This is a genomic window from Methylovirgula ligni (genome assembly GCF_004135935.1).
Classification (GTDB): domain Bacteria; phylum Pseudomonadota; class Alphaproteobacteria; order Rhizobiales; family Beijerinckiaceae; genus Methylovirgula; species Methylovirgula ligni.
On sequence record NZ_CP025086.1, the window covers coordinates 1,762,630 to 1,776,550 of the forward strand.

Annotated in this window: 10 protein-coding genes; 9 read left to right on the forward strand and 1 reads right to left on the reverse strand. The window is 62.1% G+C overall.

The genetic code is table 11. The features are described from left to right. Positions 1-10: 10 nt before the first annotated feature. The 8 genes from CWB41_RS08520 (at position 11) to CWB41_RS08555 (ending at position 11,340) form a co-directional block, all read left to right on the forward strand. A complete protein-coding gene (locus CWB41_RS08520) occupies positions 11-1,153 on the forward strand; it encodes an HlyD family secretion protein (RefSeq protein WP_115834694.1) in 1,143 nt (380 codons plus the stop codon). Further along, positions 1,150-3,948 (forward strand): ribosome-associated ATPase/putative transporter RbbA, encoded by a 2,799-nt coding sequence (gene rbbA, locus CWB41_RS08525; RefSeq protein ID WP_115835435.1) that lies wholly within the window; start codon positions 1,150-1,152, stop codon positions 3,946-3,948. Before CWB41_RS08520 ends, rbbA begins: the two co-directional genes overlap by 4 nt. Before the next feature lie 10 nt (positions 3,949-3,958). Beyond that, positions 3,959-5,110 carry an ABC transporter permease gene (locus CWB41_RS08530; RefSeq protein ID WP_115834693.1) on the forward strand — a complete coding sequence of 384 codons (1,152 nt, stop codon included), beginning with the start codon at positions 3,959-3,961 and terminating at the stop codon, positions 5,108-5,110. A gap of 16 nt (positions 5,111-5,126) precedes the next feature. After that, positions 5,127-6,242: an ABC transporter permease gene (locus tag CWB41_RS08535; RefSeq protein ID WP_181902928.1), complete on the forward strand. Its 1,116-nt coding sequence runs from the start codon at positions 5,127-5,129 to the stop codon at positions 6,240-6,242. A gap of 3 nt (positions 6,243-6,245) precedes the next feature. After that, a complete protein-coding gene (locus CWB41_RS08540) occupies positions 6,246-7,034 on the forward strand; it encodes an ABC transporter ATP-binding protein (RefSeq protein WP_115834691.1) in 789 nt (262 codons plus the stop codon). A gap of 8 nt (positions 7,035-7,042) precedes the next feature. Further along, positions 7,043-8,161, forward strand: coding sequence for an ABC-type transport auxiliary lipoprotein family protein (locus CWB41_RS08545; RefSeq protein ID WP_115834690.1), 1,119 nt, complete (start codon positions 7,043-7,045; stop codon positions 8,159-8,161). 201 nt (positions 8,162-8,362) lie between these two features. Beyond that, the gene (locus CWB41_RS08550; RefSeq protein WP_245411154.1) at positions 8,363-9,994 is read left to right on the forward strand and encodes an ABC transporter permease; all 1,632 of its coding nucleotides are present in this window, start codon (positions 8,363-8,365) and stop codon (positions 9,992-9,994) included. An 8-nt stretch (positions 9,995-10,002) separates the two neighbouring features. Then, positions 10,003-11,340 carry an ABC transporter ATP-binding protein gene (locus tag CWB41_RS08555; protein ID WP_115834688.1) on the forward strand — a complete coding sequence of 446 codons (1,338 nt, stop codon included), beginning with the start codon at positions 10,003-10,005 and terminating at the stop codon, positions 11,338-11,340. Positions 11,341-11,370: 30 nt separating this feature from the next. Here the strand turns inward: CWB41_RS08555 and CWB41_RS08560 are convergent, their stop codons facing one another. Further along, positions 11,371-11,823 carry a baeRF12 domain-containing protein gene (locus tag CWB41_RS08560; protein WP_115834687.1) on the reverse strand — a complete coding sequence of 151 codons (453 nt, stop codon included), beginning with the start codon at positions 11,821-11,823 and terminating at the stop codon, positions 11,371-11,373. Between the two features lie 176 nt (positions 11,824-11,999). On the opposite strand from CWB41_RS08560, the gene CWB41_RS08565 reads away from it, so the two are divergent. After that, positions 12,000-13,919 (forward strand): hypothetical protein, encoded by a 1,920-nt coding sequence (locus tag CWB41_RS08565; protein WP_115834686.1) that lies wholly within the window; start codon positions 12,000-12,002, stop codon positions 13,917-13,919. The last annotated feature ends 2 nt before the right edge of the window (positions 13,920-13,921 follow it).

Here is a 13,921-nt window from a genome sequence, read left to right on the forward strand (position 1 = left end):
GTTTTACGCGATGCCGAAAGATATCGATACGACGGCGGCGCCGTCCGCTCCTTCAAGCAGTCAGGCTCAACCGCTTGAAGGCGAGGTGTTGCCGGCGGCAAAAGAGCTGGCGCCGCTTCCCGCCGATCATCCCGCCGATCATCTTCCCGCCAACGTCCGTGCGCGCCGGTCCCGGCGCTGGCGCTGGATTGCCGTTGCCGTGCTGCTGGCCGCCGGCGCGGCAGGTGGCGGAATCTACTGGAAATATTTTCGCGCGCCGCCGTGGCCCACGGGCATTGTTTTCAGCAACGGCCGCGTCGAGGCTGAAGAGATCGACATCGATGCGAAGTTCGCTGAGCGAGTCGCCCAGCTTCTCGTCGATGAAGGCGATGTCGTCTCGCCCGGCCAGATCGTGGCGCGGATGGATATTCGCGACGTTCAAGCCTCACTCAGCAGGGCCGAGGCGCAGGTGCTGGAGGCGCAGGAAACATTCAACGAGGCCAAGGCGAATGTTTCCGATACGACGGCGCAGTTGAAACTCGCGAAGCAGGAGTTCGATCGCACGACTGCGCTTGTCGCGCGCGGTTTTGCGACCTACGAGCTTCTCGACCAGCGCCAGCAGGCGCTCATGAGCACGACGGCGGCGCTCGCGGCGGCAAACAATCGTGCCGGGGAGGCGGATCGCGCGCTCGATGCCGCCAAATTCGAGGTCGATCTCTACAAGGTGAACATCGCCGACGATACGCTTGTTTCGCCGACGGTCGGGCGCATCCAGTATCGCATTTCCAACGTCGGCGAGGTTCTGCCCGCGGGCGGCAAAGTCTTCACGATGCTCGACTTCACCGATGTCTATATGGACGTTTATCTGCCGACCGCGGATGCCGGCCGCGCGCGCGTCGGCGACGATGCACGCATCGTACTGGACGCCTTTCCGAAATTCGTTATCCCCGCGCATGTGTCCTTCATCGCGACGCAGGCCCAGTTCACGCCCAAGGCCGTCGAAACGAAGGACGAGCGCGACAAGCTGATGTTCCGTGTGAAAGTGCGCATCGACAAGTCCTTCCTGGCGCCGCGGATCGCGCGTATCCGCACAGGCTTGCCGGGCGTCGCCTATGTACGGGTTGATAGTAACACCGAATGGCCGGCGTCGCTGCGGTTGACGGCAGCGCGATGACAGGACGCCAGCCGGTCGGCACGTTCGAGGACGTTTCTCTCGTCTATGGCAAGGTCGTCGCGCTCGACGACATGACGCTCGCTATTCCAAGCGGCTGCACCGTCGGCCTGATTGGTCCGGACGGAGTCGGCAAGTCCTCGCTTCTCGCGCTTCTCGCTGGCGTCCGGAAGATGCAGACGGGCACGGTCGATGTCCTCGGCGGAAATATCGGCGACCGGCGCCATCGCGAGGCGATTTGCGCGCGTATCGCCTACATGCCGCAGGGTCTGGGCAAGAATCTCTATCCGGATTTGAGCGTCTACGAGAATATCGCCTTCTTTAGCCGGCTTTTCGGCCAGTCGAATGAAGAGCGCGAAGAACGGATCGCGGCGCTGCTGATCGCGACGGGGCTGGAAGATTTCCGCGACCGCCCCGCCGGCAAACTCTCCGGCGGCATGCGGCAGAAGCTCGGGCTCTGTTGCGCACTCATTCATGATCCGGACTTGCTGATCCTCGACGAGCCGACGACCGGTGTCGACCCGCTGTCACGCCGTCAGTTCTGGACGCTGATTTCGGGGATGCGCGCCGGGCGGCCGGAGATGAGCGTCGTCGTTGCTACCGCCTATATGGACGAGGCCGAGCAATTCGACTGGCTGATCGCCATGGATGCCGGCCGGCCGCTGGCCGAAGGAACAGCAGCCGACTTCAAGAAGCGCACCGGCTCGGCGACGCTGGAAGAAAGCTTCATCGCGCTTCTGCCGGAAGAGCGCCGCCGCGGTCACGCGGCTTTCACGATTCCGCCGCGGGCGGCGGGCGATACCGAACCTGTCATCGTCGCCCGGGGTCTGACGCGGCAATTCGGCGATTTCACCGCCGTCGATCACGTCGATTTCACGATCGAACGTGGCGAGATTTTCGGTTTTGTCGGGTCGAACGGCTGCGGCAAGACCACGACCATGAAAATGCTGACCGGCCTGCTGCCCGCGAGCGAGGGCACGGCGTTGCTGTTTGGGCACGAAATCAATGCGACCGACATGGCCGCCCGCTATCAGGTCGGCTACATGTCGCAGGCGTTCTCGCTCTACAGTGAGCTCACCGTCTCACAAAACCTAGTCTTGCACGCGCGCCTGTTTCACCTCTCGCATGCGCAGAGCCGTATCGATGAGCTGATCTCGCAATTCGGGCTGACGAATTATCTCAATCAGCGTGCGAGCGATTTGCCGCTCGGCATCCGCCAGCGTTTATCGCTCGCCGTCTCGATCGTGCATCGGCCGAAGCTGCTCATCCTCGATGAGCCGACCTCCGGCGTCGATCCTCTGGCACGCGACGAATTCTGGCAGAGGCTGAGCGATCTGTCCCGCAAGGATGGCGTGACGATCTTTGTCTCCACCCATTTCATGAACGAGGCTGCGCGCTGCGACCGGATCGCGCTGATGAACGCCGGCAAGGTCCTGGCGATGGGAGTCCCGGCGGATCTAGTGAAGGCGCGGGGGTTCACCACGCTGGAAGATACTTTCATCGATTACCTCGAAAAAGCCCAGCAGGAACGGTCCACATCGACGTCCCTTACCGGTGTCGTGACGCACACGCGCCCGGCAGCGCCCACCGAAGCGAGCTGGTTCAGCCTGCGTCGTCTCTATGCCTATGCGATGCGCGAGGCGCTGGAACTCGTCCGCGATCCGATCCGCATGGGCTTTGCGCTGCTGGGCACGGTCTTCCTCATGGCGATTTTCGGCACCGGCATTTCGACCGATGTGGACAATCTGTCATTTGCAGTGCTCGACCGCGACAATTCGCACGAAAGCCGGACCTATCTCGAGGAGCTGCGCGGTTCGCGCTATTTCATCGAAAAGCCGCCGATCGTGAATGAGGCCGATCTCGAACGGCGCATGCAGACGGGCGATACATCCGCCGCAATCGAGATTCCTCCCGACTTCGGCCGCCTGCTCAAGAAGGGCGCGCCGACGGAGGTCGGCGCCTGGGTCGATGGGGCGATGCCGTTTCGCGCCGAGACGATCCGCGGCTATCTGATCGCCGTCCATGCGCAATTTCTCTCCGACTATGCGGTTCGCAACGGACTTGCGCCCGACGTGACGACCGATGATTTCTACGACGCGCGGCGCAGCAACAATTTCACGATGTTCGTACCGAACAATCCTTTCGCGGCCGCGCCGGCGCGGATCGAGGCGCGGTTCCGCTACAATCAGAATTTCGACAGCATCTACGCTCAGGTCCCCGGTACATTGGCATTGCTGCTTGTCGAAATTCCCGCGATCTTGATGGCGCTCTCGATCGTCCGTGAGAAAGAGCTGGGCTCCATCATCAATCTTTATGTGACGCCGGTCAGCCGCGTCGAATTTCTCCTCGGGAAGCAGCTTCCCTATGTCGCCGTCGCGATGATAAATTTCGGGCTCATGTGCCTGATGGCCATTTACTTGTTCAATGTGCCCTTGAAGGGAAGCTTTTTGACGTTGGCTTTCGCGGCATTCCTTTATGTCATCGCGACGACCGGAATCGGGATGCTGATTTCGGCGTTTTGCTCGACGCAGATCGCGGCGCTTTTCGGCGCCGCGATTCTGACCGTTCTGCCGGCGACGCAGTTCTGCGGCATGTTGGTGCCGGTCTCGTCTCTGGAAGGTTTTGCTGCGGTCATGGGCCGCGGTTTTCCAATGACCTATTTCCTTCGGGTCAGCGTCGGCACATTTACGAAATCGCTTGGTTTTGCCGATCTCTATCAGAACATTTTCGCCGTCGCCGTCTTTATTCCGATCCTTACCATCGCGAGCGTCCTGCTGCTTCCGAAGCAGGAATCCTGAAGAGGTTTGAATGGGTCTGTCGCTCAGCAATATCTTCTGGCTTGGGACGAAGGAGCTGCGCAGCTTTTTTAGCGACGCGGTGTTGCTCGGTCTCGTCATTTACGCATTTTCGCTGGCCGTCTATGTGCAGGCGCACAGCAATGCGCAAGAGGTTCATAACGCCTCGATTGGTGTCGTCGATCAGGACAATTCATATTTGTCGCGGCAGATGATCTCGTCTTTCCTGCCGCCGTATTTCAAGAAGCCGGTGGCGGTTTCCTATAGCGATGTCGATCATCTTCTCGACGTTGCGGCCTATACGTTCATCATCATCATTCCACCGCATTTCGAAACCGACGTCCTCGGCGGCAGAGCGCCCGAAATTCAGCTCAATATCGATGCGACAGCTATGGTTCAGGCCGGGCTCGGGTCGGGCTATATCGAGCAGATTCTGTCCGCCGAGATCCAGAAATACGTCAATCGCAACGAGGGGACGTATCTCTCGCGATCCCAGAATGTCACGACGACGCCGGTCACGCTTTCCGTCCGCGTGATGTATAATCCGAACATCAACACCGCGTGGTTTACGAGCGTCATGGGTATCGTCAATAATGTCACGATGCTTGCGATCATTCTCGCGGGCGCTGCCGTTGTGCGCGAGCGCGAACATGGGACAATGGATCATCTGCTCGTCATGCCGGTGACACCGTTCGAGATCGCGATGTCGAAAATCTGGGCGAACGGGCTTGTGATCACGCTTGCAGTCGCCCTGTCGCTCGAAATCATCGTCAAGTGGATTCTGCATATTCCGGTGATCGGCTCGGTCCCGCTTTTCATTGCAGGCGCCGCAACTTATCTTTTCTTTTCGACCTCCGTCGGCATTTTCCTCGCGACCATCGCGCGGACCATGCCACAGCTCGGGCTCCTCTATATTCTCGTCGCCTTTCCGATGAACATCCTTTCGGGCAGCAACACGCCGCTCGAATCCATGCCCTATCTGATGCGCACGATCATGCAATTCTCGCCCTCGACGCATTTCGTTTCGTTTGCCCAGTCCATCCTGTTCCGGGGCGCGGGCTTCTCCGTCGTCTGGCGGGATTATCTCTATGTCGCCTTCACCGGCGGACTCTTCTTGTTTCTTGCCTTGCTGCGCTTCAGGACCTCCGCCGCTCAATCCTCATGAACCTTTGAACCGCGCCATGCCGCTTTCAACAACCATATTGGACGATCGTGTGGACGCCGCCGCAGATGGCGCCTGGACGTCGGACGAAGCCGCGGCGCTCGAGCCGCAGATCGAGACATTGCTGGCCTCGCGCAACACCCGTGCGCTGTCGCTCGATCTTCACGGGCTGAGTGAGATCGATACGTTTGGCGCTTGCCTCCTGGAGAGGCTGACGCTCAAATGGCGTGAAGCCGCTCCTGTCGAAGTCAGCGGCCTGCCGCCACGTTTTCGCGGGCTGATGGCAGAAGTCGAGCGCGTCGAGACAATTCCGGATGTTCCGGTCCGGCGGCGTCGGGAATTCCCGGTTCTTGAGCCGATCGGGCGGGCCATTTTTGCGGCCTTCGCCTATATCGCGACATTCCTGAATATGCTCGGGGCGGTTGTCGCCGCGCTCTTGCGGGTCATCGCGAATCCGCGGCGGATGCGCTTTACGTCGCTCGTCGCGCAACTGGATCGCGTCGGCCTGCGTGCCATTCCCATCATTCTGCTCATTACCGTTCTGATCGGCGGGATCATTCAGCAGCAAAGCATATTCCAGCTCCGCAAATTCGGCGCAGAGAGCTATGCGGTGAACCTCACCGGCATATTGGTGCTGCGCGAGATTGGCGTCCTGCTCGTCGCGATCATGGTCGCGGGCCGCTCCGGCAGCGCCTATACGGCGGAGCTCGGCTCGATGAAAATGCGCGAGGAAATCGACGCGCTGCGGACAATGGGCCTCGATCCGGCCGAGGTGCTCATTCTGCCGCGCCTGCTGGCGCTGGTCATCGCTCTGCCGATCCTGGGCCTCATCGGCGGGATCGCAGCGCTTTTCGGGGCGGGACTCGTCGGCTGGATTTACGCCGGCATAAGCCCGGCGATTTTCATGGCGCGGTTGCATGATGCAATTTCGGTCACGCATTTCGAGGTCGGTATGTACAAGGCGCCGTTCATGGCGCTGGTCATTGGAATCGTCTCGTCGATCGAGGGATTTGCCGTCAAAGGCAGCGCCGAATCGCTCGGCGCGCAGACAACGACCTCCGTCGTGAAATCGATTTTCCTCGTCATCCTGCTTGACGGATTCTTTGCGATGTTCTTCGCCTGGATGGGTATGTAAGGCATGACCGCGGCGACGACGACACCGGCCATTCGCGTGCATGATCTCACCGTCGGTTTCGGCGACCAGATCGTGCTCGACCATCTGTCGCTCGATGTCCGGCGTGGCGAGGTTCTCGGTGTCGTCGGCGCGTCGGGCGGCGGCAAGACGGTTCTCATGCGGACGATCATCGGCCTTTTGCCCAAGCGCGGCGGCAGCATCACGATTCTGGATGTCGATCGCGATCACGTCCAGCCGGAGGCGATTCGCCTGATCGAACGGCGATGGGGCATTTTGTTTCAGCAGGGAGCGTTGTTCTCATCGCTCACGGTGCGCCAGAATGTCGAATTCCCGATGCGGGAATATCTCGATATTTCCGACGGGCTGCGCCAGGAAGTCGCTCTCGCCAAGCTCAAAATGGTCGGCCTCTCCGCGAGCGATGCGGAAAAGTTTCCGGCTGAGCTTTCCGGCGGCATGACCAAGCGCGTGGCCTTGGCGCGCGCTTTGGCGCTCGATCCGGAGATTGTCTTTCTCGATGAGCCGACCTCAGGGCTCGATCCGATTTCCGCCGGCGAATTCGATGCCTTGATCAAGACGTTGCAACAGACGCTCGGTCTCACCGTGTTCATGGTCACGCATGATCTCGACAGTCTCAACACGGTCTGCGACCGCATCGCGGCGCTTGCCGACGGCAAGGTCGTCGCCGAAGGGCCCATGTCCGTCATGTTGGCCTGCGAGCACCCCTGGGTGAAATCCTATTTCCAAGGCAAACGCGCACGCGACGCGGAAGCCTCCGCATCACGAGGACATTGAGACGGCACATGGAAACAAGCGCACGCTATATTCTCGTCGGGCTCTTTACCCTCATCGCGATCGTGGTGGGCTTCTGCTTCGTTTATTGGCTCAACAATAATGGCGCGGTCGGTGAGCGCGAATCCTATCAGATCCACTTTCTGGGGCCGGTATCCGGCTTGCAGAACGGAGCCGCGGTACAGCTCAACGGCATTCACGTCGGCGAAGTGACCAGTCTGCGCCTCGACAAAGATAATCAGGTCGTTGCGACGATTGCCATCCTCAAAGGCATGACGTTGCGCGCCGACACGGGCGTGAGCGTCGATTTCCAGGGCTTGATGGGCACGCCGCTGATCTCGCTGAAGGGCGGCAGCCCCGGTTCGCCGGTGCTCGTCCCCAATCCGCAAAAGCCGCCTGTCTTGGAGGCCGATGTCAGCGCCGGGCAGGATTTGACTCAGACGGCGCGCGGCACGTTGAACCGCATCGACAAGATCCTCGAGGACAATGCGGCCCCGATCAAGGATACGATCGGCAGCCTCAAGACCTTCTCGGCGGCACTGGCGCGCAATTCGAATCGGGTCGATACGATTCTGGCCGGCCTCGAAAAGATGACCGGCGGCAGCCCCGCGGAACAGCCAAAGCCGATCTACGATCTCGCCGTCGATGCTGCCGCGATTCCGCATATTAACGTCAAGGATCAATTCTCGGTGCCGGAGCCGACCGCCGTGCTCGCGCTCGATACGCAGCGGATGTTGACCCGCTCGGACAGCGGCCAGATCGCCCAGTTCGGCAATGCGCAATGGAGCGACAACATTCCGAAATTGCTGCAAGCGAAGCTGGTGCAGGCACTCGCACAGGCCGGTGTCGAGGCGCAGGCGACGACGCCGGATCAGGCCGCCACCGCTACGGGGCCTCAACTTGTCATCGACCTGCAAAACTTTGCGCTCACGACGGGTCCCCAGCCGACCGCGGAGATCGCCTTCTCGGCGAAGATCGTATCGGCAACAGGCAAGATCGTCGCGACCCGGGACTTTCATGCGGCAGCCCCAGCGGCCGGCACGGATGTCGCGGCGAGCGTTGCGGCTTTCAACAAGGCCTTCTCGGATGTGGTCCGCAGCCTCACGACCTGGGTGGGGGCGGCAAACTGAAGGCTGGCCGGCCTATTGAGCAGAGTGCGGAATTGAGGTCGAGGGATGTCGCGTCCGATTTGGCTCAAGCCTCCGTTGTTTTTGCGCTCGCAGCAGCATCATGTCGGGCCGCGGGTCTACGCGCCCGGGAGGCCGCGGCTGGCACTCCCGGCCGATTCTCTCGAACTGACGGTCGCGGCGATCGTTCTGGCCTTGGCTGCGATGCTGGCCTACGGAATCAGCGAGGTTTTCGCGCCGGTCTCGAGCCTTAAGGCGATCTCGCTCGATCCCTTGCGCCTGCCGGAATATGCCGTGCGCACCGTGTTGCGCATGCTCGCGGCCATGGGCGCCTCGCTTCTGTTCACGCTGGTCTACGGAACGCTGGCTGCCAAAAGCCGGCGCGCGGAAGTCGTGCTTGTCCCGCTGCTCGACATTCTCCAGTCGGTGCCCGTGCTCGGCTATCTTTCCTTCACCGTGGTGTTCTTCGTCGGGCTCGCGCCGCATTGGGTGCTGGGGCTCGAACTGGCGTCGATTTTCGCGATCTTCACCAGCCAGGCGTGGAACATGGCGTTCAGCTTCTTCCAGGCGCTGCGCACCCTTCCGGTCGATCTCGACGAGGCGAGCCGCGCCTTCGGCTTCTCCGCCTGGCAACGATTCTGGCGGCTTGAATTTCCTTTCGCGGTGCCCGGCCTCGTCTGGAACATGATGATGAGCATGTCGGGAGGCTGGTTTTTCGTCGTCGCTTCGGAGGCGATCACCGCGGACCAGCGCCAGATCGCGCTGCCGGGCATAGGTTCCTATGTGGCGCTGGCAATCGCGCAGCGGAATCTGCTTGCCATCGGCTTTGCGATCGCGGCGATGACGATCGTCATCCTGATCTACGATCAATTGCTCTTCCGGCCGCTCGTCGTCTGGGCCGATCGATTTCGCGTCGAACAGACCGCATCGCAAAGCACGCCGCATTCCTGGTTTCTGGAATTGCTGCGGCACTCGCATCTGGCACGGGCCGCGGCCGTGCCGGCATCGTTCTGCCTGCGGCGGCTGTTCCGCGCGCGGATCCTCAACATCATTCCGACGTCGCGCCCCCTGGCTGTCCGTTCGCGCGCGTCAAAGGCGGTCGATGACCTTTGGTATATTTTCGTCGCCGTCGCGTCCCTCGGGATTGCCGCGATCATCGTCCGCTTCATCGCGCAGGGAGCAGGGTGGAGCGATGTCTTCACGGTGGTGCGGCTCGGCACATATACGCTGCTGCGCGTCGTGGTCCTGATCGTTCTGGCATCGCTGATCTGGGTGCCCGTCGGCGTGGTGATCGGCTTGCGGCCGAAGCTTGCCGAGCGGGTTCAGCCGCTGGCGCAATTTCTCGCGGCCTTCCCGGCCAATCTGCTCTTTCCGCTGTTCGTCATTCCGATCGTCAGGTTCAACCTCAATACCGACATCTGGCTGACGCCGCTGATGATCCTCGGAACGCAATGGTACATTCTGTTCAATGTCATCGCCGGCACGACAGCCCTGCCGACTGACCTTTTGGAGGCGGCCGACAACTTTCGCTTCCACGGCTGGCAATGGTGGCGGATCGTCATTCTGCCGGGAATTTTTCCCTACTACATCACCGGCGCGATCACGGCCTCGGGCGGCGCGTGGAACGCCAGCATTGTCGCCGAAGTCGTTTCCTGGGGACACGACCGGCTCTTCGCGCACGGCCTTGGCGCCTATATCAGTCAGATGACCGCGCAGGGCGATTATCCGCGCATCGTCCTCGGCATCGCGACCATGTCCGCCTTTGTCGTTCTGTTCAATCGCCTGTTGTGGCGACCCCTTTATGCCTACGGCGAGCGCCGGTTCAGGCTGGATTGAGACGTGTCATGAGCAAGACAGGTGAAACAAGCGCCGCGACCGGCGATGTCGAACTCGACATCCGCCACGTCCGGCAGACCTATGCGCGCACGTCCGGGGCGCCGCTTCTCGTCCTCGACGATATCAACCTGACACTTCGGGAAGGCGAAATCGTCGGCCTGCTTGGCCGTTCCGGATGCGGAAAATCGACGCTGCTGCGCCTCGTCTCCGGCCTCGCGGCGCCGGCCTCCGGCGAGGTGCTTTATCGGGGCAAGGCTGTCGATGGCCCGGTCGATGGAATCGCAATGGTCTTCCAAACCTTCGCCCTGTTTCCCTGGCTGACAGTGCTGCAAAACGTGCAGGCCGGGCTCGACGCGAAGGGCGTTCCGGAAGAGGAGGCGCGCAAGCGGGCTCTTGCGGCCATCGAGCTTATCGGCCTCGATGGATTCGAGGGCGCCTATCCGCGCGAACTTTCCGGCGGCATGCGTCAGCGCGTCGGTTTCGCACGCGCGCTCGTCGTCGATCCGACGGTTCTGTTGATGGACGAGCCGTTTTCCGCGCTCGACGTGCTCACCGGCGAGACCTTGCGCGGCGACTTCATGGACCTCTGGGTCGCCGGACACCTGTCGATCAAATCGCTCCTTCTGGTGACGCACAATATCGAGGAGGCGGTCTTCATGAGCGACCGCATCCTCATTCTCGCGCCAAATCCGGGCCGGATCGCCGCTGAGTTCACAGTCGCCCTGCCGCGGCCGCGTCAGCGGCTGAGCAACGAGTTCCGCGACATGGTCGATGATATCTATGCCCGCATGACGGCGGGTCCAGTGCCGGGCGCCGATGGCAAGGCGCGCGCGCCGCTCGCGAGCATCGGGACGCAACTGCCGATCATATCGGCGGCGCGGATCGCCGGAATGCCGGAGATCCTGCTTTCCCCGCCCTTCGGCGGTCAGGCCGATCTGCCCGCGCTCACGGCGCGCCTGCATCTTCCCACCGCCGATCTTTTCCATCTGGTGGAAATAACGCAGATGCTTGGCTTCGCCGAACTGCGTGATGGTGATTTGCACCTGACGGCAGCGGGGCGCGCGTTCGCCGAAGCCGATATGGGCGACCGCAAACGCATTTTCGCGGAGCATTTGCTGCGCACGGTTCCGCTGGCCGCGCATATCCGGCATGTCCTCGACGAACGGCCGAACCATATCGCGCCGCGCAGCCGCTTCCTCGCCGAGCTGGAAGATCACCTGGGCCGCGAGGATGCCGAACGCACCCTCAACATCGTTATAGACTGGGGCCGTTACGCCGACTGTTTCGCCTATGACGGGCCGCACCGCACGTTCAGCCTGACGCCTCACGAGCCGGAGGCGACCTGAGAGGCCGCGATCTCGCCGGCTCGAAGGCCTTTACTCGGCCGCCGCCAGATGCGTTTCGATCGTGCCGATCGGCAGATGTACGAGATCTTTGTGAATCTCGGCCGTCATGATCGCGCGCGCAGCCGGCGTAAGCGCCTCGCGGACGATCCCGAGAGCCTTCGGCGGCGCGATCAAAACGAGATGTTTGGTCTTTCCCTCGCTCGCGGCGGTGTCGATGATCCCCGCGACCTTGCGCAAAAAATCCACTTCCGCCTCGGTGTGATAATCGGGCGCCTCGACGGCACTCCGGCCAGGCCCGTGCGATTGAAATGTCCGGCCCGGCTTGCCCGTCCCGAGTTCGGTCGTCGAAGGATGCGTTTCGGCAAGAACCTCGAGCGGCCTGAGATTGAGCAATTCAGCGTCGCCGTCATTGTGCAGGAAAAGGGCTTTCTGCCCGTCGCAGACCACGACCCAGGCTCCCCAGGGGATTCTGACGTTTTTCAATTCTGCCTCCGTTGAAAATGGACGTGGGTTCATGCGCGCGAGCGTTACCGCTGCAATTTTCAAGAACTGGGGGCACAAGCCTTGTCCTATGTCAAAGAAATGTAACGAGCGCGCGAAAAAGGTAGTGGCAGCGACCTATTTGGCGAATCCCGCCTTGGGCTGGACTGCGAGGCAGCGTGAAAACCGAGATCGTCGAATGGCTCGGCCAATCTGATTTGCTTTTGCCGCAACTGATTGCGGAAGGGCTCGCGGCGAATGACCGGGTCAAGGCCCGACTGAGCGTCCTCCAGGCGGCGGCGCTGCACGCGCATGATCCGCACGGCACCCGGATCGATCTGACGGAGGAATGTCGCGCCGCCGGGCTCGACCCGATCCCGCTGCAAGCACTGGCCAATTCCGCGACGCTGGCGGAGGGCGCGAAGGTCACGGCGGCCGGGCTCGGCGGCCTCGGTAACGCCATCTGGGACGATATAGCGGCCATGCTCCGCGCGGTTCAGGCCGGAGACCCGACCAAGGCTGAAACCTACGGTACGCGGCTCGACGCGATCAAAGCCGCAAGTCAACTCGGCGCGGACGCCGTCGCGAGCGCCGAGATCGCCCGGCTCACGGCGATTTCCGAGGCCGACAGTTTGCACCGCTTGATTATGGATTTGCATCGGGCGCTCAACGCGCTCGCCGCCACGCATGCGCAGGAAGTGGTGGCCGGCGCACATAGCTACGGCCTGACGGCGGAGGACAAACAGGCGCTCGAAGCTTTCATGCAGGGCGTCGAATCGACGCGCGCGTTGAAATTCGATCATCCCGGCCTCGGAACCACAGCGCTGCGCGCGGGCGCGCGTTTCACGATCCAGAACGACATCGGGGAAACCGACGCGCATGTCGTGGTGATCGGGGTGGAACCCGCAACCGTGACGATCACCTACACCGATGTTCATCACGCCCGGGCGAAATTCTTCACCCGTTTGTTCCGCGACTTCTCCGTTCAATGGAGTGGTCTCGACGACAAGACGTCGGCGGCGCTGAAGGATCAGGAAGCTTTTTATCTCATCACCGGCCGTTATCCCTATGCGGACGCCGAAGCGCGCGATTCCTTCCTGCGTGAGCTTGGCGCATCGCTGGTTTTCCAGATCGATTGGAACAAGGCACGCAAAGTCCTGCGCGCGTTTGTCAGCAACGCCGATGCGGTGCGGCTCCTCGAATGGGCGGCGGCACAGCGGGTCGGGCATCGCGGCTTTCTCCAGCTCGGCGGTGCCGATCTCATCAACGCCGCCGTGCGTCATGCCGCCCCGGCGCGCATTGGCTTCGGCGAGCATTTCGATCAGGCGCTGGGGCGCGAGGCGGCCGTCGATTTCCTGAAGGCGGTCTTGCGGATTTCCGTCGAGGCGTTGCAGCAGGGCAGTTCGCTGCGCTCGGCAAAGGCGCGCATCGAGGAGGCGCTCGTCACGCATTTGCAGCGTGGCGACACCGGCCTCTTGGCGGTGGTCATCCGCCAGGCAGGGCTTGCCCGCGACATCGCGGTGGCCATCGCGCAGTTCATCGCCGATCGGCGCCGCAAGCTGCCCACGGATGCCGAGGCGCTTGCGCGCCATGCCGGGCGTATCGAGGAAAAGGCCGACCGGATCGTTTTCGACGCGCGCGGCGAGATCGCCCGCTTCGGGGTCGATCGCGGCCTTGAGCGTCTCGCCGATCTGATCGAGCAGACGATCGACGAACTCGAAGAAGCTGCCTTTATCGCCTCGCTCACGCCCACTGATACTGCGCCGGAGTTGCTCGACTGTCTTGCCGAGCTCTCCGCCGTGACTGTCTCCGGAACCGCGGCCGCCGTCATCGGCGCGGCCGCGGCCGCCGAGATCCCCGAAGGGCAGCGCGTCGATTATGAGGATGCGCTCGCCGCGGCGACGCGTCTCGTCGAGGACGAGCACAGGGGCGATACGGCCGAGCGAACGGTGACGGCGAAAATTCTCGGCGGCTCTTACGATCTCAAGGCGAGCCTCGCGATCCTCAGTCTGGCGCATCCGCTCGAGCGCGCGACCGATCAACTGGCGCGCTTCGGCCATTCCCTGCGCGACTACGTGCTCTCCGACCTTTCATCCTAACG

Coding starts and splice junctions, on each gene's coding strand:
- CWB41_RS08520 (WP_115834694.1), top strand. CDS start 11: ATGCCGAAAGATATCGATACGACGGCGGCGCCGTCCGCTCCTTCAAGC.
- rbbA (WP_115835435.1), top strand. CDS start 1,150: ATGACAGGACGCCAGCCGGTCGGCACGTTCGAGGACGTTTCTCTCGTC.
- CWB41_RS08530 (WP_115834693.1), top strand. CDS start 3,959: ATGGGTCTGTCGCTCAGCAATATCTTCTGGCTTGGGACGAAGGAGCTG.
- CWB41_RS08535 (WP_181902928.1), top strand. CDS start 5,127: ATGCCGCTTTCAACAACCATATTGGACGATCGTGTGGACGCCGCCGCA.
- CWB41_RS08540 (WP_115834691.1), top strand. CDS start 6,246: ATGACCGCGGCGACGACGACACCGGCCATTCGCGTGCATGATCTCACC.
- CWB41_RS08545 (WP_115834690.1), top strand. CDS start 7,043: ATGGAAACAAGCGCACGCTATATTCTCGTCGGGCTCTTTACCCTCATC.
- CWB41_RS08550 (WP_245411154.1), top strand. CDS start 8,363: ATGCTGGCCTACGGAATCAGCGAGGTTTTCGCGCCGGTCTCGAGCCTT.
- CWB41_RS08555 (WP_115834688.1), top strand. CDS start 10,003: ATGAGCAAGACAGGTGAAACAAGCGCCGCGACCGGCGATGTCGAACTC.